General features: G+C 61.4%; 25 protein-coding genes. 15 read left to right on the top strand and 10 right to left on the bottom strand.

Annotation, left to right across the window (positions count from 1 at the left end; all coding sequences use genetic code 11):
• The first annotated feature begins 6 nt into the window (after window positions 1-6).
• The 6 genes from glnA (at window position 7) to ACB034_RS15275 (ending at window position 6,645) form a co-directional block, all read left to right on the top strand.
• A complete protein-coding gene (glnA, locus tag ACB034_RS15300) occupies window positions 7-1,416 on the top strand; it encodes a glutamate--ammonia ligase (protein WP_371173185.1) in 1,410 nt (469 codons plus the stop codon).
• A 115-nt stretch (window positions 1,417-1,531) separates the two neighbouring features.
• Window positions 1,532-2,110, top strand: coding sequence for a DUF4124 domain-containing protein (locus ACB034_RS15295; protein WP_371173184.1), 579 nt, complete (start codon window positions 1,532-1,534; stop codon window positions 2,108-2,110).
• An 80-nt stretch (window positions 2,111-2,190) separates the two neighbouring features.
• Window positions 2,191-3,246, top strand: a complete 1,056-nt coding sequence (glnL, locus tag ACB034_RS15290; protein ID WP_042025293.1) for a nitrogen regulation protein NR(II) — start codon at window positions 2,191-2,193, stop codon at window positions 3,244-3,246.
• Between the two features lie 9 nt (window positions 3,247-3,255).
• Window positions 3,256-4,674, top strand: a complete 1,419-nt coding sequence (gene glnG / locus ACB034_RS15285) for a nitrogen regulation protein NR(I) (protein ID WP_371173183.1) — start codon at window positions 3,256-3,258, stop codon at window positions 4,672-4,674.
• A gap of 142 nt (window positions 4,675-4,816) precedes the next feature.
• The gene (gene add / locus ACB034_RS15280) at window positions 4,817-5,818 is read left to right on the top strand and encodes an adenosine deaminase (RefSeq protein WP_371173182.1); all 1,002 of its coding nucleotides are present in this window, start codon (window positions 4,817-4,819) and stop codon (window positions 5,816-5,818) included.
• A gap of 155 nt (window positions 5,819-5,973) precedes the next feature.
• Window positions 5,974-6,645, top strand: coding sequence for a class I SAM-dependent methyltransferase (locus ACB034_RS15275; protein WP_342013683.1), 672 nt, complete (start codon window positions 5,974-5,976; stop codon window positions 6,643-6,645).
• 110 nt (window positions 6,646-6,755) lie between these two features.
• Here ACB034_RS15275 and rmuC read toward each other — a convergent pair whose 3' ends face one another.
• Together rmuC and ACB034_RS15265 are read right to left on the bottom strand one after the other, a co-directional pair.
• A complete protein-coding gene (gene rmuC / locus ACB034_RS15270; RefSeq protein WP_371173181.1) occupies window positions 6,756-8,096 on the bottom strand; it encodes a DNA recombination protein RmuC in 1,341 nt (446 codons plus the stop codon).
• Window positions 8,093-8,308 carry a hypothetical protein gene (locus tag ACB034_RS15265; protein ID WP_026456343.1) on the bottom strand — a complete coding sequence of 72 codons (216 nt, stop codon included), beginning with the start codon at window positions 8,306-8,308 and terminating at the stop codon, window positions 8,093-8,095. Before ACB034_RS15265 ends, rmuC begins: the two co-directional genes overlap by 4 nt.
• Before the next feature lie 140 nt (window positions 8,309-8,448).
• Here ACB034_RS15265 and ACB034_RS15260 point away from each other — a divergent pair, with 140 nt between their 5' ends.
• Complete coding sequence (locus tag ACB034_RS15260) at window positions 8,449-8,973, top strand: ferredoxin-type protein NapF (RefSeq protein ID WP_042072556.1); 525 nt, start codon at window positions 8,449-8,451, stop codon at window positions 8,971-8,973.
• Window positions 8,974-9,029: 56 nt separating this feature from the next.
• Here ACB034_RS15260 and ACB034_RS15255 read toward each other — a convergent pair whose 3' ends face one another.
• The 6 genes from ACB034_RS15255 to ACB034_RS15230 all read right to left on the bottom strand — a co-directional run bounded on the left by ACB034_RS15255 (window position 9,030) and on the right by ACB034_RS15230 (window position 15,564).
• Entirely contained in the window at window positions 9,030-9,482 is a 453-nt protein-coding gene (locus ACB034_RS15255; protein ID WP_026456341.1) for an Rrf2 family transcriptional regulator, read from the bottom strand.
• 288 nt (window positions 9,483-9,770) lie between these two features.
• The gene (locus ACB034_RS15250) at window positions 9,771-10,610 is read right to left on the bottom strand and encodes a PfkB family carbohydrate kinase (protein ID WP_042025299.1); all 840 of its coding nucleotides are present in this window, start codon (window positions 10,608-10,610) and stop codon (window positions 9,771-9,773) included.
• A 111-nt stretch (window positions 10,611-10,721) separates the two neighbouring features.
• Window positions 10,722-11,693: a LysR substrate-binding domain-containing protein gene (locus tag ACB034_RS15245; protein ID WP_124239420.1), complete on the bottom strand. Its 972-nt coding sequence runs from the start codon at window positions 11,691-11,693 to the stop codon at window positions 10,722-10,724.
• Between the two features lie 155 nt (window positions 11,694-11,848).
• Complete coding sequence (locus tag ACB034_RS15240; RefSeq protein ID WP_042072560.1) at window positions 11,849-12,577, bottom strand: glutamine amidotransferase; 729 nt, start codon at window positions 12,575-12,577, stop codon at window positions 11,849-11,851.
• A gap of 82 nt (window positions 12,578-12,659) precedes the next feature.
• Window positions 12,660-14,156 (bottom strand): CoA-acylating methylmalonate-semialdehyde dehydrogenase, encoded by a 1,497-nt coding sequence (locus ACB034_RS15235; protein ID WP_268856103.1) that lies wholly within the window; start codon window positions 14,154-14,156, stop codon window positions 12,660-12,662.
• 76 nt (window positions 14,157-14,232) lie between these two features.
• Complete coding sequence (locus ACB034_RS15230; RefSeq protein WP_371173180.1) at window positions 14,233-15,564, bottom strand: aspartate aminotransferase family protein; 1,332 nt, start codon at window positions 15,562-15,564, stop codon at window positions 14,233-14,235.
• A gap of 185 nt (window positions 15,565-15,749) precedes the next feature.
• Here ACB034_RS15230 and ACB034_RS15225 point away from each other — a divergent pair, with 185 nt between their 5' ends.
• The 7 genes from ACB034_RS15225 (at window position 15,750) to ACB034_RS15195 (ending at window position 22,211) form a co-directional block, all read left to right on the top strand.
• Complete coding sequence (locus ACB034_RS15225) at window positions 15,750-16,292, top strand: cupin domain-containing protein (RefSeq protein ID WP_026456339.1); 543 nt, start codon at window positions 15,750-15,752, stop codon at window positions 16,290-16,292.
• Window positions 16,293-16,416: 124 nt separating this feature from the next.
• On the top strand, window positions 16,417-17,913 hold the full coding sequence (locus ACB034_RS15220; protein WP_042027124.1) for an aldehyde dehydrogenase: 1,497 nt from the start codon (window positions 16,417-16,419) through the stop codon (window positions 17,911-17,913).
• A gap of 125 nt (window positions 17,914-18,038) precedes the next feature.
• The gene (locus ACB034_RS15215) at window positions 18,039-18,209 is read left to right on the top strand and encodes a hypothetical protein (RefSeq protein ID WP_167335337.1); all 171 of its coding nucleotides are present in this window, start codon (window positions 18,039-18,041) and stop codon (window positions 18,207-18,209) included.
• 125 nt (window positions 18,210-18,334) lie between these two features.
• Entirely contained in the window at window positions 18,335-19,237 is a 903-nt protein-coding gene (gene rarD / locus ACB034_RS15210; protein WP_042027126.1) for an EamA family transporter RarD, read from the top strand.
• A gap of 66 nt (window positions 19,238-19,303) precedes the next feature.
• A complete protein-coding gene (locus tag ACB034_RS15205; RefSeq protein WP_371173179.1) occupies window positions 19,304-20,125 on the top strand; it encodes a helix-turn-helix domain-containing protein in 822 nt (273 codons plus the stop codon).
• A 110-nt stretch (window positions 20,126-20,235) separates the two neighbouring features.
• Window positions 20,236-20,880 carry a LysE family translocator gene (locus tag ACB034_RS15200; protein ID WP_371173178.1) on the top strand — a complete coding sequence of 215 codons (645 nt, stop codon included), beginning with the start codon at window positions 20,236-20,238 and terminating at the stop codon, window positions 20,878-20,880.
• Window positions 20,881-21,101: 221 nt separating this feature from the next.
• Window positions 21,102-22,211, top strand: coding sequence for a YeeE/YedE thiosulfate transporter family protein (locus tag ACB034_RS15195; protein WP_371173177.1), 1,110 nt, complete (start codon window positions 21,102-21,104; stop codon window positions 22,209-22,211).
• 64 nt (window positions 22,212-22,275) lie between these two features.
• On the opposite strand, the gene ompA is transcribed toward ACB034_RS15195, so the two are convergent.
• Together ompA and ACB034_RS15185 are read right to left on the bottom strand one after the other, a co-directional pair.
• Window positions 22,276-23,403 (bottom strand): porin OmpA, encoded by a 1,128-nt coding sequence (gene ompA, locus ACB034_RS15190; RefSeq protein ID WP_371173176.1) that lies wholly within the window; start codon window positions 23,401-23,403, stop codon window positions 22,276-22,278.
• Between the two features lie 124 nt (window positions 23,404-23,527).
• Entirely contained in the window at window positions 23,528-24,094 is a 567-nt protein-coding gene (locus ACB034_RS15185; protein WP_042027134.1) for a TetR/AcrR family transcriptional regulator, read from the bottom strand.
• 75 nt (window positions 24,095-24,169) lie between these two features.
• On the opposite strand from ACB034_RS15185, the gene ACB034_RS15180 reads away from it, so the two are divergent.
• Window positions 24,170-24,622, top strand: coding sequence for an HPP family protein (locus tag ACB034_RS15180; protein ID WP_042027135.1), 453 nt, complete (start codon window positions 24,170-24,172; stop codon window positions 24,620-24,622).
• The last annotated feature ends 6 nt before the right edge of the window (window positions 24,623-24,628 follow it).

Here is a 24,628-nt window from a genome sequence, read left to right as displayed (position 1 = left end):
CTTAGCATGTCAGCCCAGAACGTTTTGGCCCTGATCCAGGAACACGAAGTCAAGTTTGTTGATCTGCGCTTTACCGACACCAAGGGTAAAGAGCAGCACGTATCCATCCCTGCTCATCAGGTTGATGAAGATTTCTTCGAAGACGGCAAGATGTTTGATGGTTCTTCCATCGGCGGCTGGAAGGGCATCAACGAGTCCGACATGGTACTGATGCCGGACCCGGCCTCCGCCAAACTGGATCCCTTCACCGAAGAGACCACTCTGAACATCGTCTGTGACGTGCTGGAACCTGCCACCATGCAAGGCTATGACCGCGATCCGCGCTCCATCGCCAAGCGTGCAGAAGATTTCCTGAAGTCCAGCGGCATCGCCGACACCGTGCTGTTCGGGCCGGAGCCGGAATTCTTCATGTTCGACAACATCACCTTCTCCAACACCATGGGCCACAGCTTCGTGAAGATCGAATCCGAAGAAGCTGCCTGGAACTCCGGTACCAACTACGAGCACGGCAACAAGGGTCACCGTCCTTTCGTCAAGGGTGGTTACTTCCCGGTTGCCCCGGTTGACTCCTCCCAGGACATCCGTGCTGCCATGTGTCTGGTGCTAGAAGAGATGGGCCAGGTTGTTGAAGCTCACCACCACGAAGTGGCCACTGCCGGTCAGAACGAGATCGCGACCCGCTTCAACACCCTTACCCTGAAGGCTGACGAAGTACAGGTACTGAAGTACGTGATCCACAACGTGGCCCACGCCTACAACAAGACCGTCACCTTCATGCCGAAACCCATGTTCGGTGACAACGGCTCCGGCATGCACTGCCACCAGTCCCTGGCCAAGAATGGCGTCAACCTGTTCGCCGGCGACCTGTACGGCGGTCTGTCCGAAATGGCGCTGCACTACATCGGCGGCATCATCAAGCACGCCAAGGCCATCAACGCCTTCGCCAACCCGACCACCAACTCTTACAAGCGTCTGGTGCCGGGCTTTGAAGCCCCGGTCATGCTGGCCTACTCCGCCCGCAACCGCTCAGCGTCCATCCGTATCCCGGTGGTACCGAGCCCGAAAGCCCGTCGTATCGAAGTGCGCTTCCCGGACCCGGCTGCCAACCCGTACCTGGCGTTTGCAGCCCAACTGATGGCCGGTCTGGACGGTATCATCAACAAGATCCATCCGGGCGATGCCATGGACAAAAACCTGTACGACCTGCCGCCGGAAGAAGCCGCAGAAGTGCCGACCGTAGCCGGTTCTCTGGACGAAGCCCTGGCAGCCCTGAACAGCGATCGCGAGTTCCTGACCCGTGGTGGCGTGTTCAGCGACGACTTCATCGACTCCTACCTGGAGCTGAAGCAGCAGGACGTTGACCGCGTACGCATGACCCCGCACCCGCTGGAGTTCGAGCTGTACTATTCCGTCTAAACCCGGACAGTCTGCCCGTTTAAATCCGGCCAGCTTGCCTAATCGTGACAAAACCCGCCATCTGGCGGGTTTTTTCTCTGATAGGATTAAGCAAAATACCGTCAAGGAGAGATGGATGAACAGAAGCTACATCGCATGGACGCTCACCCTGTTGCTGATCACTGCCGGTGCCGAGGCCGCCAAGGTTTATTCCTGGGTTGATGGCAATGGCGTGACCCACTACACGGATGCCCCGCCCCCCGGCAAGAAGGCCCGGGAGGTCGATCTGCGCACGGCCCCCCTCATCGGCAGTTCGCCCCGTTCGGTGCAGGTGGAGAACTTCAATGCCCTGACCGGCGCCGATGCCAAGAAAGAACAGGAGGCCGCCAAGCTGGTCATCGAGCTGCTCTCCCCCGAACAAGGCAGCACCCTGCGCGACAACACCGGCAACATAGTGTTTCAGGGACAGATCACCCCCCAGCCGCCGACGCAATATGACGTACGCCTGAAACTTGATGGCAAGGCCGCTCCCATCGTCAGCAACAGCCTGGCGATCCGGGTTGAAAACCTCGATCGCGGCGCCCACGAGGCACAACTAGAGCTGCTCGCCAAAGACGGTACGATCCTTGCTAAATCAACCCCAGTCACCTTTTACCTGCATAGAGCGAGTGTGGCTGCGGCTCCCAAACCCACCCCGAAGGCCAATCAGGGGTGATATAGCGCACCGATGCGGGTAAACTCAATGCACCATATCGGTGCATTACAGGTGCAAAGCACCGTTTTAGGGAGAAACCTGTGCCAACCCGCTCGGATAGTGCCAAGACACTCTTGGATAATCTGCTGACCGCCGTGATCCTCATGGATGAGCGGCTCTGCATTCAATTCGTCAACCCGGCGGCCGAACAGCTGCTCTCCCTCAGTGAACGGCGACTGATCGGCATCGAACTGCCCCACCTGCTGGAACATATCTCCCTCGATCTGCAGCGGCTCAAGCATTGCCTCATCTCGGGGCAGGGCTTCACTGATAGCGAAGTCACCCTGGTGGTGGAAGGGGAGCCCCGCCTGGTGGAGCTCAGCGCCACCCCCATGGCCGATCACGAGCAGCGACTCCTGGTGGTGGAGCTGCGCAAGATCGATCAGCAGAAGAAGATTAGCCAGGAACAGCAGCAACACGCCCAGCAGCAGGCGGCCAAGGAGCTGGTTCGCGGCCTGGCCCACGAGATCAAGAACCCCCTCGGCGGTCTGCGCGGCGCGGCTCAACTACTGCAAAAGGAGCTGCCAGACCCTTCCTTGCGCGAGTACACCGGCATCATCATCGAGCAAGCAGACCGGCTGCGGGTACTGGTCGATCGCCTGCTCGGCCCCCAGCGTCCCGGTCGCCACCAGATGCACAATGTCCACTCGGTGCTGGAGCAGGTGCGCCGCCTGGTGGAGCTGGAGTTGCCCCCCTCGGTACGCATCGAGCGAGATTACGATCCCAGCATTCCCGAGTTCGAGATGGAGCCGGACCAGCTGCAGCAGGCGTTTCTCAACATGGTGCGCAACGCCGCCGAAGCCATCGGCGATCAGACCGGCCTTATTCGCATCAAGACCCGCACCGCCTTCCAGATCACCATCCACGGCCAGCGTTACCGGCTGGCGGCGGAGATCAAGATCATCGACAACGGCCCCGGCATTCCCGATGCCATCCGCGACACCCTGTTTTATCCCATGATCACCGGCAAGGAGGGGGGCACCGGGCTCGGTCTCTCCATCGCCCAGAACCTGATCGATCAGCACAAGGGACGCATCGACTGCATCAGCTGGCCGGGCCATACCGAATTCACCATCTTTCTACCGCTTCGCAAGTAAGGGACCACCATGACCGCCAAAGTGTGGATCGTCGATGACGACAGTTCTATCCGCTGGGTGCTGGAGCGCACCCTCGGCAGCGAAGGCTTCACCTGCGAGAGTTTCGCCGATGGCGAAGCCCTGCTCCATGCCCTGGAGCTGCGCTCCCCCGACGTGATCCTCTCCGATATCCGGATGCCCGGGATCGACGGCCTGAGCCTGTTGGAGCAGATCCACCGCCGTCAGGCCGACCTGCCCATCATCATCATGACCGCTCACTCGGATCTCGACAGCGCGGTCAACGCCTACCAGCGCGGCGCCTTCGAATACCTGCCCAAGCCGTTCGACATCGACGAGGCCGTGGCCCTGGTACGGCGCGCCGAGAATCACCTCAAGGAGCAGCGCACCAAGCGCAAGGCGCGCCAGCAGGAGGCCAGCAGCACCCCGGAGATCATCGGCGAGGCGCCGGCGATGCAGGAGGTGTTCCGCGCCATCGGCCGCCTGTCGCGCTCCAGCATCTCGGTGCTCATCAACGGCCAGAGCGGCACCGGCAAGGAGCTGGTCGCCCATGCCCTGCACAAGCACAGCCCGCGCGCCCACAAGAATTTCATCGCCCTCAACATGGCGGCCATCCCGAAAGATCTCATCGAATCCGAACTGTTCGGCCACGAGAAGGGGGCCTTCACCGGCGCCAACAACATCCGTCACGGCCGCTTCGAGCAGGCCGACGGCGGCACTCTGTTTCTCGACGAGATAGGCGACATGCCCCTTGATGTGCAGACCCGATTGCTGCGGGTGCTGGCGGATGGCCAGTTCTACCGGGTCGGTGGCCACCAGCCGGTGCAGGTAGATGTGCGGATCATCGCCGCCACCCACCAGAACCTGGAGAAGCGGGTCGCCGACGGCGAGTTTCGTGAAGACCTGTTCCACCGCCTCAACGTCATCCGTATCCATATTCCGGCCCTCAAGGAGCGCCGCGAGGATATCCCCCAGCTGGCCCGCCACTTCCTGCTGCGCGCTGCCAAGGAGCTGAACGTAGAAGCCAAGAGCCTGCATCCGGATACCCAGACCTACATCAGCCGCCTGCCCTGGCCGGGTAACGTCCGTCAGCTGGAGAACGTCTGCCGCTGGCTCACCGTGATGGCCTCCGGACAGGAGGTGCTGGTAAGCGACCTGCCCACCGAGCTGCTCACCCCCATCACCAGCACCGCCGAGCCGGGTCAGCCGGCCCTGTCCGGCGGCTGGCAACAGCAGTTGCAGGAGTGGGTGGCCGCCAAGCTGGCGCTGGGGGAGATCGACATCCTGGCGGATGCCATGCCCCAGTTCGAACGGATCATGCTGGAGACGGCGCTGGAACATACCCACGGCCACAAGCAGGAGGCCGCCCGCCTGCTCGGCTGGGGTCGCAACACTCTGACCCGCAAGCTGAAAGAGCTAGACCTCTCCTGAGTCCAGAGGAAAAACGATTCCCATCACGCCTTGGTAAATCATTGCGCAACAAGAGCCCCGTTTGATTTCAAACGGGGTATCTTTTTTGAAAGCCCCCCCTAGAATGGCAGGCTTTCAACCCCGACTCGAAGAAGGCGATATCATGATTGACAGATCTCTCCCCCTGACCGACCTGCACCGCCATCTGGACGGCAACATCCGCCCGCAGACCATCCTCGAGCTGGGACGTCAGCACAATATCCGGCTGCCTGCCGATGAACTGGAGGCGTTGCGCCCCCACGTCCAGATCGTCGAGAACGAGCCAAGCCTGGTCGCTTTCCTGAAGAAGCTGGACTGGGGCGTGGCCGTGCTGGCCGACTATGACGCCTGTCGCCGGGTCGCCTACGAGAACGTGGAAGATCTGCTGCGCGCCGGCATCGATTATGCCGAGCTGCGCTTCAGCCCCGCCTACATGGCGATGGCCCACAAGCTGCACCCGCAAGGAGTGGTGGAAGCCGTCATCGACGGCGTGGCCGCCGGCAGCCGCGATTTCGGCATCAAGACCAACCTCATCGGCATCATGAGCCGCACCTTCGGCACCGAACAGTGCCGCAGCGAGCTGGAAGCCTGCCTGGCCCATCGCGACCAGCTGGTCGCCATCGATCTGGCCGGCGACGAGCTGGGTTTCCCGGGCGAGCTGTTTACCGATCACTTCCGCCAGGTGCGGGATGCCGGCATGCGCGTTACCGTGCACGCCGGTGAGGCCGCCGGCCCCGAGAGCATGTGGCAAGCCATTCGCGAGCTGGGTGCCGAGCGTATCGGCCACGGCGTCAAGGCAATTCAGGATCCGGCCCTGATGGCCTATCTGGCCGAGCACCGCATCGGCATCGAGTCCTGCCTCACCTCCAACATTCAAACCACCACGGTTGCGAGCCTGACCGAACACCCGATCCGCCAGTTCCTGGCTGCCGGCGTGCTGGTCTGCCTCAACACCGACGATCCGGCGGTGGAAGGCATAGATCTGCCCTATGAATACGAGGTAGCCGCCCCGGCCGCCGGCATGACGGCGAGCGAGATCCGCACCGCCCAGCAAAATGGCCTGACCCTGGCCTTCCTGAGCGATGCCGAAAAAGCCGAGCTGAGTGCCCGCGCCGCCAGTCGCTGATTAGCTGCCCATTTAAATAAAAACGGCCCACTGAAGTGGGCCGTTTTTATTTGGCTATGACAACTCATAGTTTCAAAAACATCGTGTTCTCCACAAATTCAATATCGACAACATGAGATATCTGGGCCGAGTTTGGCATAAGGGGAAACATAGCCATGGGAAAGAATCTGGATATATTCGGCAAGGCTCTACGAGATCACTACCTGAATCAAGGTAATGAGATGCTACAAATTAATATTGAAGGACAAGAATCATACCGTCTCCCATTATCGATATTTTTTCGACCGGCAGATTACTATGCCATTGATCGTTTAGCCTTGTCCCTGTGTTCCGGACGTATTTTAGATATAGGTGCGGGGGCAGGTGAACACTCGCTATTCCTGCAAAAGCATCGCCGTGATGTGACCGCGTTGGACATATCACCATTGGCTTGTGAAGTGATGCGGTGGAGAGGGGTCAATAGGGTCATCAACGCGGACATCTTTTCCGCCCGTTTCGATGCAGAATTCGATACATGGTTGCTTTTGGGCCGTAGCATAGGCGCTGTGGGGGGCCTTCCCATGCTCTCTTGCTTTCTCTCTCTTGCCCATCAATATCTGTCGGCAAATGGCCGGCTCATTCTGAACTCGACCAACGGCACAACCAACCTGACGACAATACGCAAACTCTCTTTTGAATATAACGGCGAAACTGATGAAACCGTCAGCTGGCTGGATATCGATCAGGAGACATTGCGCCACCAGAGCGAAATATATGGCTTCTCAACTGAAATACTTCATAAGGAGGACGATGGTAATTACTTGGCTATTTTGAAAAAACAGCCATGACTATTTCCCCTGGTAATGAAGACGCTGGCAAGCCATCGCGTATGATTCCCCTCCCCCGGAGTGCATAGCGCTCATGGTTGGGCTTGGCTAACGCCGAAGAAAGTGAGCGATTAATCCCGCGCCTGGTCGCGCTCCAGCGCCCGCTCCACCAGCGGCTCGGGCAGGGTCTTGGTTACCTCCACCCCCAGCTCGCGAAAACGCTCGGCCTGGGCGATCAGGTTACCACGGCCATTGACCAGCCGCCCCATCGCCTTGTCATAGCTCTCCTGCGCCTTGTGCAGGCTGCCGCCCATCTGCTGCATCTCTTCGACAAACAACCGCAGCTTCTCGTAGAGGCGCCCCGCGCGCTCGGCGATATGACGGGCATTCTGGTTCTGCCGCTCGTAGCGCCACAGATTTTCGATGGTGCGCAGCGCCACCATCAGGTTGGTGGGGCTCACCAGCAGTATGTTGTTGTCGAGCCCGTAGCGCACCAGCGAGGGATCCGCGTCGAGGGCGGTGAGAAAGGCGGGCTCCACCGCCACAAACATCAGCACATAGTCGAGGGTACGCACCCCGGGCAGCTGCTGATAATCCTTGCGGCCCAGTTCGCGGATATGGTTGCGCACCGAGGCGACATGCTCCTTGAGGGCGACCGATTTCTCCAGCTCGTCGTCGCTGTTGTACCAGCGTTCGTAAGCGGTCAGCGACACCTTGGCATCGATGATGATGTCTTTTTCCTGCGGCAGGTGGACGATGACGTCTGGCTGATAGCGCTTGCCCTTGTCCACCTCGATATTGACCTGGGTGTGGTACTCGTGCCCTTCGCGCAGGCCGCATTCGCTCAGGATGCGGGCCAGCACCACCTCGCCCCAGTTACCCTGCTGCTTGCTGTCCCCCTTGAGGGCGCGGGTCAGGGCCGCCGCCTCTTCGGTCATGCGAGCGTTGAGCTCGGCGAGACGCTCCAGCTCGAACTTGAGGCTGTGACGCTGGGCCGTCTCCTGGGCGTGGGTTTCCCCTACCTGACGACGAAATCCCTCGAGCTGCTCTTTCAGCGGTGTCAGCAGCAGATCGAGACTGTTCTGATTCAGTTCGCGGAAGTTGCCCGAGTTTTGCTCGAAGATGCGGTTGGCGAGATTTTCGAACTGCTGGCTGAGGCGCTGCTCCGCTTCCTGCTGCAACTGCAGCTTCTCGGCGGCAGCCAGCCGCTCGCTGCGCAGGGTCGCCTCGGCATCCTTGAGACGGGCGGTGAGCTTGATCAGCAGGGTCTGCTGCTGATCCAGCTTCTGCTGGCCCAGCATCCGCTCATCCTGCAGCTCGTCGAAACGATCCTGCAGCGCCTGATAACGCTCCTGAGCCAGCAACAGCTCCCTGGCCTGGGCGGCACTGACACGGCGTCCGGCCAGCCAGCCAATCCCCAGGGCCAGCACGGCGGCAGACAGCAGGATCCCCCAGAGCCCGGGCTCGATCATTTGCGACTCCGTTGACGCAGAAAGAGTTCAAGATAGCGGTTGGCCAGCAACCAGATCACCACATAGAGGAGATAGGCGGCCAGCACCACCCACTTGTGCATGTTGACGCCGGTATCAAGCTCGACAAACTCGATACCCTTGATGCGACAGTAGATCCACATCAGCAGAGGAAAAACATACAGCAGGGAGGCACGCCAGAGAAATAACCACATATGTTTTCATTCAGTCACGCAAAAAGACCCGCCTAGCTTACACAAGGGCAACCGCCCTTGCGATCCTGACGGCCGCGATTCTCTGGCTTGCGTCCATAAACTCCGATAAAATTAACCCCTAATAGGTATTAGGGGTGGGCATGACTCATTATTTCCTCCGTTGGCTGACACAAGGTTGGCAGGCTTCCCGCGCACCCGCCGTAGTGTGCCAGGAAGCACGCCCGCCATGGGCTATCGAGGAATCCCAGTATCTTTCCCTCTGTACCCGCTGCGGTGAGTGCTTCAAGGCATGCCCGCGCGGCCTGCTCAAACCCGCCTCCCAGGAAAAATATCAAGGCAGCCCGATCGCCGGCACCCCGGTGCTGGATCTCGAATGCGGCCAGTGCAGCTACTGTGGCAGTTGCGCCAGAGCCTGCCCCACCGGCGCCCTCGACCTGCAGCTGGGACGCCAGGTGCAAACCCGGGTCCAGATCGACGAGGCCAGCTGCCAGGCCCGTCAGGGCTTCTACTGCCTGCTGTGTGAAGATGCCTGCCCCCAGCAGGCGATCAAGGCCACCGCCGATGGTGTCAGCGTCAACATGGAGGCGTGCGACGGCTGTGGCGCCTGCGGACTGGCCTGCCTGCACGGTGCCATCACCCTGATCCGCCAGCCGGGCAACCGCTGATACGAAAAAGGAGCCAACAAGGGCCCCTCTTATGTCTTGTGCGTTCCCGTTTCGGATCACGCCATCGCCAGGATGGACTCCTGTTCTATGCCCAGCAGGTGGCACAGACGGGTGGGATCGCGTACCGCATCGGCCAGGGTGTATTCACCCAGCACTTCCAGGAAGGCGTTCATGGCGCGACGCAGGATCCCCTGAATGCGGCAGCCGCCGGAGAGGCGGCAGTTCTCGCGCTTGCAGTCGACCGGGCAGAGCACATGCTCCATGTCCATCACTACGTCCCGCAGATTGATGGATACCGCCGCACGGCCAAGGCGGATGCCACCATGCTTGCCACGTACCGTCTCTATGTACCCCTTGATCCCGAGCTGGTGCACTATCTTGACCACGTGGTTGCGGGAGATACCGAAGGTGTCGGCAACTTCGGTGATGGTCGACAGGCGGTCGCTCGGCTGGACGGCCAGGAAGGTCAGGGTACGCAGGGCATAGTCGGTAAATCGTGTCAGTTGCATGGTCGCACTTGCCTCTTACTACAAGCCAGAAATCAGGACGACAACATTGAGCTAAGAGGCAGGAGACAACCGCGTCGCCTGTGCGGGCCTGTCTCTTAATCTGAGTTGCGGAATGACAGGTTAAGAGCAGCACCACCGGGTGTCGATGAAGATGCACATAAATCGACACTTTCTTTGATTGATCGCAAACTTGCCGGGTTATCCCGGCGTTTGGTGGCATTATGGCGGGGAAATTTCCAGAACTTGGCACACTGCCAGCTCTCGCGTTCGCCCCTTGTCAGGGAAACTTCAGTGGGGCTGTTTCAGCCATTTCTTGAGGGCAAGGGAAGGGATGGAGCTCTCGGAAGCGACCGCAAAGGCGCCCCAGTCCACCGCGCACTGCAGAGCCTCCTCGATTGCCATGCCCCGCGCCAACCCGTGGATCAGGCCGCCGGCGAAGGCATCCCCCGCCCCCGTGGTATCGACCACGGAGACAGGCCGCGCCGCCACCCGGATCTGCTCCTCGTCATGAATGGCCACGGCGCCGGCCTTGCCTTCCGTCAGCACCAGCCACTCCAGCTGCTCACCGGCCAGCTGGCGGGCATGTTGCCAGGGGTCCCCCACCTCCCCGAGATCGGAGCGAGAGGCGATCAGCACGTGACAGGGGCGGCGCACCTGCCCGCCCTTGGGGTACTGGGCTACCACGAAGCTCTTGCCGAGCATCTGGCGCATATAACCCACCATGGCAGTGCCCGGATAGTTCACATAGAGGCAGTCCACCCCCTCCAGCGGCATGTCGCCGGGCAGATCCGGGCGCCGGGGGCGCCTGAGGATGGTGCGCTCGCCGGTGGCATCCACCAGGATCAGCAGTTCGCCGGTCTCGCCCCCGAAGCGCTCCACGTGGCTGCAATCCAGCCCGTAACCGGCCGCCTGTTCCAGCAGCCAGTCCCCCGTCTCGTCCAGTCCGATGCGGGAGGCGATAGTCACCTCATGACCGGCCCAGACCAGCCCGATGCCGGTGTTGGCGGCGCCGCCACCCAGCCTGCGCCCCTGATCCACATATTGCAGACGGGCACCGGCCACCAGGGGTTCGGAGAGGGAGAGCACATGATCACAGTTGAGATTGGCAAGCAGCAGAATCCGGGACATAGCGACCTCTAACGACGAGTCTGAAAACGACACTGGCAGCATCCGGAGTAGAACTCAGCCAGCCGGGCGCTGCAACCGGCAGAGGGGCATGAACCGATCTGGATCACCGAATCAATAGATGGGCAGCTCCACCCCGGCCATCAGCTCATCGATGCGCGCCTGGGTCGGCTGCTGCATCACATTCTGGATCACCTCCTTGGTGAGGTGGGGCGAGAAGGAGCTGATGAAGTCATACATGTAATTCTGCAAGAGGATGCTCTTGCTGAAACAGATCTGCGCCGGGCAGGGTTTGAACAGGTGTTCCAGATTGATGGAGACCAGCCCGGGGCTGTCGGTATCGTTGGCCACCAGCGACGAGATGATGCCGATGCCAAAGCCCAGCTCCACGTAACGCTTGATCACCCCCGCATCCATCACCGTCATGTAGTAGCTAGGCGCAAGGCCTGCGGCCTGAAACGCGTCATCCTGCACCTGGCGGCCGGTTGCGCCACTCTCGTAGCTGAGGATGGGGTACTGGCAGAGCTGCTCCAGGGTCGGCTTCTTCACCCTGGCCAGCGGATGATCCTGCGGTACCACCAGGGAGAGGGTCCAGAGGTAGGCCGGCAGGGCGATGAGCTCCTTGTCGAAGCCAATCTCGTGAGCCACGATGGAAAAATCCGAATACCCCTTGCTGATCTGCTCCTTGCTGGCCGACATCACGGGATGGAGGTGGAACGAGATCTTGGGGTACTTCTTGGTGAAATAGGTGACCGACTTGGGCAACAGGTAGCGGGCAATGGTGTGGGTGGTGTGAATATTGAGGGTGCCCACGGTCGGATCCAGATACTCCCGGGAGATCGCCTTGATCTTGCTCTCTATGTTGAGCATCGCCTCGGCACACTTGATGATCTCCTCCCCGACCGGGGTGATACGGTGCAGGTGCTTGCCACGGCGCTCGAAGATCCGCACGCCCAGCTCGCTCTCCAGCAGGCCGATCTGCTTGCTGACCCCGGGCTGGCTGGTATAGAGCGCATCCGACGCCACCGAGACATTGAGGTTATGGTCCCGAATCGCGATCAAGTACTTCAATTGCTGTAGTTTCAAGGCTTCACCCTCTCAGGCTGGCGCGGCGTTCAAGCCAGACAAACTGGCCGCCACAAAGGGCGGCCAGTGTATCATTCATGGCCGACATCGCAGCGCTTGATCCTTCATTTTGCTACAAAATCTAGCACTCCAAGGGGGTGGCTGACAAACCGGCCTCAGGCTTCGCCAGGCTGCACCGGCAAGATCCCCAGAAACTGCAACAACCACTGCATCATGGTGGCGGAATCCACTTCCCCCTCCAGCGAGGAGAGGCTGCGTTGATAGCGTTCATCGGGCAGCAAACCGCGCCGGCGCTCGATCAGCGCCCGGTTGTACTCCACCGAAAATTCCGGATGCCCCTGGATGGCGACGATATGATCACCCTGCAAAAACATGAAATTGGGACAAAAGTCGTTGCCCGCCAGCCGGGTGGCTCCGGGGGGCAGCAGCGCGACCTGATCCTGGTGGCTAGCCAGGATGCGGATCTGCTCGCGCGCCGGCGCCATCCAGGGCGCATCGGCCAGCATGGGATGGACCGAGACCCCCAGCCCCCACCCCTTGGTAGACTTCACCACTTCCCCCCCCAACGCCTGGGCGATCACCTGATGGCCGAAACAAACGCCGGCCAATTTGACGTCGGCGTCGTGAGCACGACGGATCCAGTCGCGTAGTGCCTGGATCCAGGGAACATCGCTGTAAGCATCGTGGCGGGATCCCGTGATGAGCCAGGCATCGCACTCGCGCAGATCCTCCGGCAATTCGCCGTCGAGGGCCGACCAGACCCGAAATTCCAGTTCAGGCGCCAGCGGCTGGAATCCTTTGATAAACATCTCGGAGTAAACGGGGCCAAAACGATCCACCAGATCGGGATCCAGCCGGTCACAATCAAGAATACCCAATCGCATCTGTTATTCCTTTACAAAGTTGCCCCCGCAGATCCATGACCTGCGGGGGCAAAGAGTGAGTCCATGGCCGTGGGGCAGAAAGTCACTTCATGGTCGGCATGGAGAATTCGGCGCCGCTGCGCAGACTCTGGGGCCAGCGTGCCGTCACCGTCTTCATCCGGGTATAGAAGCGCACCCCATCCGGTCCGTGCATGTTGAGCGGTCCGAAGATGGACCGCTTCCAGCCGCCAAAGCTGTGAAATGCCATGGGCACGGGGATGGGAACGTTCACCCCTACCATACCGACCTGCACCCGCGCCGTGAAGTCCCGCGCCGTATCGCCGTCACAAGTGAAGATGGCGGTGCCATTGCCGTACTCGTGCTCGTTGATGAGCTTGAGCGCCGTCTCGTAATCGGGAACCCGCACGATGGAGAGCACGGGGCCGAAAATCTCCTCCCGATAGATGCGCATCTCCGGGCTCACCCGATCGAACAGGCAGCCACCGATGAAGTAGCCCTCTTCATGTTGCAAGCCACGACCATCGACCCGCAGTTGAGCCCCTTCGGCCACCCCCTGATCCACATAACCGCGCACCTTGGCCAGATGCTCGCGGCTGATGAGGGGGCCCATTTCGTTCTCTTGTGCCTGCCCCAGCCCCGGGCCGACCCGCAGTTTCTCCACCAGCGGCGCGAGGCGTGCCACCAGCGCATCGGCGGTTTCATCCCCTACCACCACGGCTACCGAGATGGCCATACAGCGCTCCCCGGCCGCCCCGTAGGCTGCCCCCATCAGGGCGGAAACTGCCTGCTCGAGGTCTGCATCCGGCATCACCACCATGTGGTTCTTGGCGCCGCCCAGCGCCTGCACCCGCTTGCCGTGGGCCGAAGCGGTCGAGTAGATGTACTCGGCGATGGGGGTGGAGCCGACAAACGACACGGCGCCGACTCTCGGATCGGTCAGCAGCACGTCCACCACCTCCTTGTCGCCGTTCACCACGTTGACCACGCCATCCGGCAGGCCGGCCTCCTTGAGCAACTCGGCCATGCGCAGGGAGAGGGACGGATCCTTCTCGGACGGTTTGAGGATAAAGGTATTGCCGCAGGCAATGGCCACCGGGAACATCCACAGCGGCACCATGGCCGGGAAGTTGAACGGCGTGATGCCGGCGCACACCCCGACCGGTTGCATCATGGAGTAGCTGTCCACTCCGCGCCCCACGTTGAGGGAGTGCTCCCCCTTGAGCAGATGGGGAATGCCGCAGGCGAACTCCACTACCTCCAGTCCCCGGGTCAGCTCGCCCTGAGCATCGGAGAAGACCTTGCCGTGCTCGCGGCTGATGAGCTCCGCCAGCTCGTCCCTGTGTTGCTCCATCAGCTCCTTGAAGCGAAACAGCACCCGCGCCCGCACCAGCGGCGGGGTCTGCGACCAGTCAGAAAAGGCCTGCTGGGCCACAGCGATGGCCTCCTGGCACTCCGCCGCGTTCGACAGCCCCACGCTTCCCTGCTGCTTGCCACAGGCCGGATTGAAGATGGCCCCCTGGCGTTCGCTGCGACTCTCCTGACGTACGCCGTTGATAAAATTGCTGACCCTGTATGTCATGTATCCTCCGTGATGGGTAATGGCTGGGTGCACCCGACCTGCTCAAGGCCCCGCCGAAGCGGGGCCATTGGCTGGATCAGGGCTGGGCCTGCAGGACATCCTGCAGCAGGGTAAAGAGATCGTCGATCTGGCTGCGCTCTATGATGAGGGGCGGCGACAGGGCGATGATGTCGCCGGTGACCCGGATCAGGGCCCCCTTCTCGAAGCAGCGCACAAACACCTCGTAGGCACGCTTGCCCGGCGCATCGGGCATGGATTCGAGCTCGATACCCGCCACCAGACCATAGTTGCGCACATCCTTCACGTGCTTGCAGCCCTTGAGCGAATGAGCCGCCTCCTCCCAGTAGCCCGCCAGATCGGCGGCGCGGCTGAGCAGGTTTTCGTTGCGATAGATCTCGAGGGTCGCCAGGCCCGCGGCCGCAGCCACCGGATGACCCGAGTAGGTATAGCCGTGGAACAGCTCGATGGCCCCCTTGCCCGCCGCCATCATGTCGTCATAGATGTGGCTCTGTACCAGCACGGCCCCCATGGGGATGGCGCCGTTGGTGAGCCCCTTGGCACAGGTGATCATGTCGGGGATAACGTCGAACTCCTGGGCGGCAAACGGGGAGCCGAGACGACCGAAGCCAGTGATCACCTCGTCGAAGATCAGCAGGATGCCGTGTTTGGTGCAGATCTCCCGCAGCCGCTTGAGGTAGCCCTTGGGCGGCATGATGACCCCTGTACTGCCGGCGATGGGCTCGACGATCACCGCCGCTATATTGCTGGCGTCATGCAAAAAGACGATCTTCTCCAACTCGTCGGCCAAGGTGACATCCTCGTCAGGCAGTCCCTTGGTGAAGGCGTTTTGGGCGATGTTGAGGGTGTGGGGCAGATGATCCACCCCGGTCAGCAGGGAGCCGAACCATTTGCGGTTGCCGGGAATGCCGCCCACCGAGATGCCGCCAAAGCCGACGCCATGGTAGCCACGCTCGCGGCCGATGAGCCGGGTGCGGGTCCCCTGACCCCGGGCACGCTGCCAGGCCAGCGCGATTTTCAGCGCCGTATCGACGGATTCGGACCCCGAGTTGGTATAGAAGACGTGACCGAATCCCTTGGGGGCTATCTCCACCAGCCGGTTGGCCAGCTCGAACGGCAGGGGGTGGCCCATCTGGAACGTGGGAGCAAAATCGAGGTGGGAAATCTGCTGGGAGACCGCCTCGGCGATCTCGCGGCGACCATGACCCGCGTTGCAACACCAGAGCCCGGCCGTGCCATCCAGTATCTTGCGGCCATCCTCTGAGTGATAATACATCCCCTCTGCCGACTTCAGAATGCGCGGCGCCGCCTTGAACTGCTGGTTGGCGGTGAACGGCATCCAGAAGGCGGACATGTCGGAGGGGGTATTGATGTCGCTGATCGGTTTCATGGTCACCTCATCCTTAAGGTGTTTAGCAACTATCGGCTATCGCCTATTAAATTAAACACCTGAATTCCTAAAAAAGGGCTCATTATTGCCCTGTCCGGTGTCACCCCGGCTAGATGGCATGAGCAGGGTGGTATAAGATATTTAACACAAATTTAATAATAGTAAACAGCAAGGAGTGTCTATCGATGGATATCGGTCACCGTCTCAAGGCGGTTCGCACCAAGGCCGCCCTCTCCCAGCGGGAGCTGGCCAAACGTTCGGGCGTGACCAACGGCTTCATCTCCCAGATCGAGAAGAATCAGGTAAGTCCCTCCGTCGCCTCCCTGCGCAAGGTGCTGGAAGGCATTCCCATGTCCCTGGCCAGCTTCTTCACCGACGAGACAGAAATGGACTCCGAGGTGGTCTTTCGCGCCGATGAGATGCCGGATCTCGGCACTCATCCCATCAGCTACCGCCTGGTGGGCCACAGCCGTGCCAACCGCGCCATCGGCATGCTGCAGGAGATACTGCCGCCGGGCGCCGACACCGGTGACGACATGCTGAGCCACGAAGGGGAAGAGTGCGGCATCATCATCCGCGGCGAAGTCGAGGTCACGGTGGGCGAGCAGATCTACCTGCTGGCGGCCGGGGATGGCTACTACTTCGATAGCCGCACCCCGCACCGGTTTCGCAACGTGGGCGAACAGGAGTGCGTGCTGATCTCGGCCAACACCCCCGCCAGCTTCTAAACGACGGTACCCCCTCGGCAGGGAACAGTGTTTAAGGAATTGTTACAAGATTGATTTACAAGTGGCGGGTTGTTTAGCATATTGATACGCGGGAACTGACTTAAGACCGGTTCAAGGAGTGAACATGAGTGACCTGACCCTGGCCCAGTGGCAACACAAGGCCGCCCACCTGACCCTGCCCTCGCAAGCCTTCATCGACGGCAGCTACCGGGACGCCATCAATGGCGCCACCTTTGACTGCATCAATCCGGCCAACGGCCAGCTGCTGACCAAGGTTGCAGCCTGCGACGCCGCCGACGCCGAACTGGCGGTGCAGGCTGCCCGCACCGCCTTCAATGATAAGCGCTGGAGCGGCCTGTCACCGAAACAGCGCAAGCAGATCCTGCAGCGTTTCGCCGAGCTGATGCGCCTCAATCTGGTGGAACTGGCCCTGCTGGAGTCGCTGGACATGGGCAAGCCCATCGGTGATGCCATGGGTTACGACGCCCCTGCCGCCGCCAACTGCATCGCCTGGAACGCCGAGGCCATCGACAAGATCTACGATCAGGTCGCCCCGGTGGAGGAGTCCGCGCTGGCACTGGTGACCCGCGAGGCCCTCGGCGTCGTGGCCGCCATCGTGCCCTGGAACTTCCCGCTGGTGATGGCCTGCTGGAAGCTGGGTCCGGCGCTGGCTACCGGCAACTCGGTGATCCTGAAACCCTCCGAAAAATCCCCCCTCACCGCCCTGCGCATCGCGGGTATTGCCAAAGAGGCGGGCATTCCGGACGGGGTCTTCAACGTACTGCCGGGCTTTGGCCACACGGTAGGCGAGGCGCTGGCCATGCACATGGACGTGGACTGCATAACCTTCACCGGCTCCACCAAAATCGGCAAGCATCTGGTGGAGTGTTCCGGCAAGTCCAACCTCAAGCGCGCCTTTATGGAGTGCGGCGGCAAGAGCCCCAACATCATACTGGCGGACGCGCCGGATCTGGACGCCGCCGCCCGAAGCGCCGCCGGCGCCATCTTCTACAACCAGGGCGAGGTGTGCACCGCCGCCTCCCGCCTGCTGGTGCAAAACAGCATCAAGCCGCAATTCATGGAGCGACTGCTGGCCCACGCCCGGGAGTGGATCTCCGCCAACCCCCTCGACCCCACCACCCGCATCGGTGCCATGGTGGACGACATCCAGATGGCGCAGGTGCTGCGCTATATCGATATCGGCCAGCAAGAGGGGGCCAAACTACTGCTGGGAGGCAAGCGCACCAACGAGGAGAGCGGCGGCTTCTACATCGAGCCCACCATCTTCGACGAGGTGACCCCAGAGATGCGCATCTTCCGCGAGGAGATCTTCGGCCCTGTGCTGGCGGTGACCGGCTTCGATACCCTGGAGGAGGCGATCGCCCTTGGCAACGACACCGACTACGGCCTGGCCGCGGCGATCTGGACGGCGGATCTCAACAAGGCGGTCAAGGGCTCCCGCGCCCTGCGCGCAGGCACTGTGTTCGTCAACAACTGGGATGGCGGCGACATGACAATGCCGTTTGGCGGCTTCAAGCAGTCCGGCAACGGGCGCGACAAGTCATTGCATGCGCTGGAGAAATATACCGAGCTGAAAAGTACCTGGATCCAGCTGGAATAATCGCAGAAACAGCTTCCATCTTCGCAAAAGGGGGTTAAAACCCCCTTTTTCATTTTTCCCCTTTCATCGCACGTCTCAATCGATATAATTATCAAACAGGCAAGTCGTTAAATATTAAGATAAAAATGTTATTTTTTCTGGGAAGTGTACTGTTTCTGGTGATCGGCCTACCCCTGCTGTTTTTCGCACTGGGGCATGGTGAAGCCTACGTGACCTGGGGCCCCTGGATCTCGGCCATCGCCCTGATGCTGTGGCTGCTGCGGGACGTCGACAAGATCCGGCGCGGTGGCCGCTAGACGGTAAAACATATCGTCACCATCCATCTTTCCCCATTTATTCGCTTCTGTCCCTCCTAAAGGATCGCTACACTGGTTTTTTGCGATGCGTTCTCGCATCCGACTCTCCAGTGAAGGTTATCCGCATGCAGCAACAAATTCAGCGCCAAGGCGTCATCTACGCCTTGTGCGCCTACACCCTTTGGGGCCTGGCCCCCATCTACTTCAAGACGATTTCGGCCGTACCGGCCGCCGAGATCCTGACCCACCGCATGATCTGGTCCTGCGCCCTGCTGCTGGTGCTGACCCTGCTCGGCCGCCAGTGGCACAAGGTACAGGCAGTGCTGCGCCAGCCCAAAGTGTTGCTCACCCTGGCCTTCACCTCGGTGACCGTTGGCGGCAACTGGCTGCTGTTCATCTGGGCCATCAACAACGGCCACATGCTGGATGCCAGCCTCGGCTACTACATCAACCCCTTGTTCAACGTGCTGCTCGGCATGCTGTTCCTGAGCGAGAGGCTGCGTCGCCTGCAGTGGTGGGCGGTCGGGCTAGCGGCGATCGGCGTCGCCATCCAGATCATCGCGTTCGGCTCCCTGCCCTGGATCGCCCTGGTGCTGGCGGCGAGCTTCGCCATCTACGGCCTCATTCGCAAGAAACTGGCCCTCGACGCCCTCACCGGCCTCTTGATCGAGACCCTGATCATGCTGCCCCCGGCCGCCTTCTATCTGTGGGGTATTGCCGACAGCCCCACCAGCCATATGACCGAAAACAGCTGGCACCTGAATCTGCTGCTGATCGCCGCCGGCGTAGTCACCACGGCCCCCCTGCTCTGCTTCACCGCCGCCGCGACCCGGCTCAAGCTCTCCACCCTGGGCTTCTTCCAGTACATAGGGCCGAGCCTGATGTTCATCCTGGCGGTCACCCTGTACGGCGAGGCGCTGGCGCTGGACAAGATGGTCACCTTCGCCTTCATCTGGAGCGCCCTGGTGCTGTTCAGTCTGGACGGGCTGCGCAGCGGCAGCCGCCGGCCGGTGACACAGCAGGATTGACGGTATGGCTCGTCGCGCTGCAATAATCTACAAGCCTTGAGCCGGCTTTCAGGTTATCAATAGACGATGAGCACACCCCACTCCCGCATCCACTACTGGCAATCCCGGCTGCTGCCGGGGGTTGAACTCTCCCACTCCCACCACAGGGAGTTCAGCTATGGCCGCCATGTTCACCTCGACTATCACATCGGTCTGGTGCAGCAGGGCGGCCAGAAATTCATCCACAAGGGCAGCAGCCACAACCTGGTGCGCGGCGAGCTCTCCACCGTCAATCCGGACGAGATGCACGACGGCCTGAGCCTGCTGCCGGAAGGGTACGAGGTGCGGGTGTTCGCCATCGCCCCCGAACAACTGGCCATCTGGCTGCCGGACAGCCCTGAACCCTTCTTCGACAAGGGACTGCAGAGCCGCCCCGACCTCTATCTGGGTTTCGCCCGCCTGCACATGTATCTGGGCGAGGCTCCCGAACCTGACGGTCTGCTGGCGGAGAGCCAGCTGCTGGCCCTGCTCGGCGAGCTGCTGCATCTCGCCCCCGAACGCCACGCCCTGGCCGATACCCAGCTCAGATACCTGCGCGACCATCTGCTGGCCCAGCTCGACGAGCGCCACAGCCTGGAGGATCTGGCCGCCCTGTTCGGGCTGGATCGCTTCGCCTTCCTGCGCCAGTTCAAGAAGAAGACTGGCATGACCCCCTACGCCTGGCTCAAGCGACTGCGGCTGGAGCGAAGCAAGCGCCTGCTCGGCAGCGGCCTGCCGGTGAGCGAGGTGGCGCTCGCGGTCGGCTTCTTCGATCAGAGCCACTTTCACCACGGGTTCCGGCAGGCCTTCGGCCTCACCCCCGCCGAATATCGCCAGCAGATGCGCCCCGTCTCAGTCGTACCGGACTGATGACGGCCACTGGCACGGACTGATCCGCGGCGATCGGTGCAATCTTTTACAATCAAACCGGCCTCGCCTCCTTCATCCTGTGACCTCATCATGCCGTTGAGGTTATGCCCATGTTTACCAGCCTGTTTCTGACCATAGGTCTCATCCATCTCGTTGCCCTGGCGAGCCCGGGCCCCGACTTCGCGCTGATCCTGCGCACCAGCCTGCACAGGCCCACCGCCCTTGGCGCGGCGCTGGGCATCGCGCTCGCCATCTTGCTGCACGCCACCCTGAGCCTGACCGGCATCAGCTTGCTGATCGCCGAACATCACTGGTTGTTCATGGCAGTGAAGATGGTCGGCGCCCTCTATCTGGGTTGGCTCGGCTGGGGGGCGCTGATGGCCGCCTGGCAAGGGTCAGGTGAGCAGGCTTTCAAGGCCGGTGGCGAGCGCGCCGGCTGGCGCAAGGGGGTGCAGAGCGGCCTGGCCACCAACTTGCTCAATCCCAAGGCGCTGTTGTTCTTCATGGGGCTACTGGCGGCCATGGTGACGCCCCAGGTGGATGGCCTGACCCGGGGACTGCTGGTGCTGGAGCTGTTCCTGCTCTCCCTGGTCTGGTTTGGGGTGCTGGCCTGGAGCCTCTCCACCGAGCGGGCCCAGCGCCTGCTCGGCCGGGTTCAGCGCCCCCTCAACCTGGTGACCGGCCTGCTGTTTGGCGCCGTCAGCCTCTCCATCCTGGGTGGCATGCTGGGCGAACTCTCCCGCGCCTTCTCCTGATCAGTGAAGCGTCGCCCCCTGTCGTGCTGGCCCCTGTTGTGCACCATGTCGGCAGACTAGCCCCACTCTGCTGTTCACCCTGTGAGCAAGCCGCACAGTAAATTGATCTGGATGGGGTTTTCATTTCACTTTCGACGCGAAGAGCCAATCAGAGCTGGTCCCGTTTGTCGTGGAGGAATAGGATGCTCGGCTATCTTCCATGACACACAGGAAACAACATCATGAATCGAAAATGGTCGCTCCCCATCGTGGCAATCGCGGGGGGAGCGTTACTCTGGCTAGGCAACACCTTTGGTATGAAATGGGCTCTGATGGCCCTGATTGGATTCGGTTTCGGCTTTACTCTCTCCTTCAGCCGCTTCGGCATCGTCTTCGGTTGGCGTGAAATGCTGACCAAACGCAACAGCTACTATGTGCGGGTTCACCTGCTCACCATCGCCATCGAAATTCTGCTGTTCACCTGCTTCCTCTCCTTTAGTCACGCCCTGTTTGGCGATGCCATGGTGGGCAACGTGATGGCCATCGGCATTCCCTTCATCGTCGGCGCCTTCCTGTTCGGCATCGGCATGCAGCTGGCGGGCGTCTGCGCCACCGGCACCCTTTACTGCTGCGGCGAGGGGCAACCCCGCTTCTGGCTGGTGCTGCTCTGCTACGGCATCGGCACCCTCATCAGCAACCAGTTCCGCCCCGAGCTGGAGGCCACCTTCTCCAGTCAGGTCGTGTTGGCCAAGGATCTGACCGGCAACCTCTGGAGCGGCATGCTGCTCAACCTGGCGCTGGTCGCCGTGCTGTTCCTGCTGTTTCGCAAGAGCGAGCAGAAGCACACCGGCGAGATCAAGCCCATCTTCAGCGGCGGCAACCTGTTCTGGCGTGACGGTCGTTTCACCGTGCTGACCGGCGGCATCCTCATCGCCCTGCTCAACTCCAGCGTGGTCGCCCTGCATGGCTCGGCCTGGACCATCACCGGTGCCGTCTATGACATGGCGCTGCGCGGCGCCTCCCTGTTCGGCCTGTTCGAGGGGAACCCGAAACTGGCCCAGCCGCTGTTTCTCAACCCCATGGTCGGCATGTTCTGGCTCGGGATCCTGGGGGCCATGTTGGCGCGCTGCATCAGCGGTGGCGGCAACTTCGCCCCGATCCGCCTCGGCAACAGCATGGCGGCCATTCTCGGCGGCCTGCTGATGGGCATGGGGGCCATGTACAGCGCCTGCAACCTGGGCGGCTTCTTCGATGGCACCGCCTCCGGCAGCCTGCACGGCTGGGTCTGGATGCTGATGGCCCTCGCCGGCAGCCTGATCGGCATCCGCCTGCGGCCGCTGTTCGGGCTCTGATCTGCCACACGAAACACCATAAAAAAACGGGAGGCCAGGCCTCCCGTTGTCATCTCTGCGGCGGTTACTGTGCCGGCTGGGAGACCCCTTCCAGATGGATTTCTACCCGGCGATCCGGCGCCAGACAGGCGATCAGCTGCTGCCGGGACTGGCTGGCACAGCTGTCACCGGTCACCGGATTGGCCTTGCCACGCCCCTCGACCCGCACCTTGTCGGCATACAGACCCTTGCTGACCAGATAGTTGGCCACGCTTCTTGCGCGCTGTTCGGAGAGAGAGAGGTTGTAGGTGTCGGAACCGATGCGATCCGTATAGCCCACCACGGTGGCCTCCCCGTCTTTGGGATTGGCCGCCACTATCTGGCTGAACAGGTTGTCCAGTGCCTGGTTGGCTTCCGGCTTCAGGGTTGCCTTGTTGAACTCGAACAATACGTCAGAGCTCAGGCTGAAGGTCTTGGGCGCCACCACGGGCACGGGTTCGGCAACCACGGGGGCCGGTGCCGGCGCGGCGACCGTATCGCCGACCTGACCGAAGCGATAGAGCATGCCGACGGAGAGCAGGCCGTTGTCCAGCTCGATGCCGGACTCATCCAGCGAGGTCTTGCCAAGCGGCGTGGTGTACTGGTACTCGAGGCGGGCGGCCCAATCCTTGTCGATGGCGTATTCGATACCCAGCGCCCCGACAAAGGCGGCACCGTGATACTTGTTACCCTTGCTCGAACCGGAAACTGAATTGCTCCCATCGCTGATCCAGGCATCGAGTGAACTCTCGGTCCAGGCATAGGCGCCCCCCAGACGGCCATAGATATCCAGCGCCGAGGTGGCCGGGAAGCCAATCTTCATGGTGGCCTGCAGCATCTGGGCCTTGGCTTCACCTTCCAGTCCGGCATTGATGCCATTGCCAGAGTAGTGCTGATCCACCTTGTACTTGCCAAGCCAGTCGTAGCCAAATTCGAACGCCACATTCTGGTTCAGCTGATAGCCGGCAAAGGCGCCAAGGCCAAGTTCGTTCCCCTTCTCGTTGGCATCCACCGCATCCAGTACATCCTTGACCTGCTGGTCATAATCCACACCATAGAAATTGGACCAACCGGCCTTGCCACCGACATACCAGGTGTTGTCCTGAGCGGCAGCCTGTACCGCCCCCGTTGCCAGCAAACCACTGACCAGAACGGCAAGCATCGATTTTTTCATTTTTAGCCTCTGCAATAAGTCGTTATGGGCGCCTGAGTGCGCACTCTCCCTGTGTGAAGCCGTCAGGCGGCCTCGCCGCCACTCAGGGTATCCCATCCCGAAGAAGCCTCAAATGACCAGCAAGTCAGGAGTGTGAACTTGGCTGCATTATCGCCGCATCGTCAACCAAAATGGCCTGTGCCAGCGCACGAGCCTGCTCCAGCGCCGGCGGCTGCTGATAGCTGTGCGCCATCACTATGGCCCCCTCCAGCAGCAGGCAAAGCCCGGTGGCCTGCGCCAGATTGCAGTCGAGCCGGTGCATCACCCAGTTCAGCAGCGCCTGCTTGTGGGCCACCACCAGCTTGCGCACCGGATGGCGCGGGTCGGCAAACTCGGCGCTGGCGTTGATGAAGTTGCAGCCATAGAAATCGCTGCGGCCGAACCACTCCCCGAAGCCGTCGAACAGCGCCTGCAAGCGAGCCTCGCGCCCCGTTAGCCCGGCCAGCCTCTGGTCGAGCAGGGCGAAGAACTCCCGGTCACGGGAGATCAGCACCTCCTCGATCAGCGCGTCCTTGGTGGGAAAGTGGCGATAGAGGGTGCGCTTGGTGCTGCCTGCTTCGGCCCAGATGCGATCCACACCGGTGGCATGAAAGCCATGGCGGTTGAACAGGCGATAGGCCGTCTCCACCAGTTGCTGACGCTTTTCACTCATGATTGCCTCTTGAAGTACACCGATCTGTCTACCTAATGTGCCTAATCACGACTGACAAACCAAGAGGGAACTGCAATGACAAGATGGTATGGCTCGCTATGGGCGGGAAGCGGGGCGGCGTTGGCGATCGGCCTGTTGGGCTGGATGAACCTCAGCTGGCATGCGGCGCTGGTGATGGCGCCTTTCGGGGCAAGCTGCGTGCTGCTGTTTTCACTGCCCCACAGCCCTCTCGCTCGCCCGAAGAACGTGCTGGGTGGCCACCTGCTGGCGGCTTGTGTCGGCCTGGCCGTCTCCTGGCTGCCGTTGCCGGTGGAGCTGCAGATGGCATTGGGGGTGGGGCTGGCCATCGCCCTGATGCAACAACTGGATATCATCCACCCTCCGGCGGGCGCCAACCCCCTGCTGATCCTGATGACGGGACTGGACCTGCCCTTCCTGTGGCAGACTGTGCTGCCCGGCACCCTGCTGCTGATGGCGCTGGCCTACGGTTTTCAGTGGCTCAGGCGGCCTGGCCCGCAAACATCCTGAATGAAA

Origin of the sequence: Aeromonas sp. S18(2024) (assembly GCF_041402525.1) — a bacterium.
Classification (GTDB): Bacteria; Pseudomonadota; Gammaproteobacteria; order Enterobacterales; family Aeromonadaceae; genus Aeromonas; species Aeromonas enteropelogenes.
Note: the sequence above shows the minus strand (reverse complement) of the source record. Positions and strands in the feature narration are given on the sequence as shown.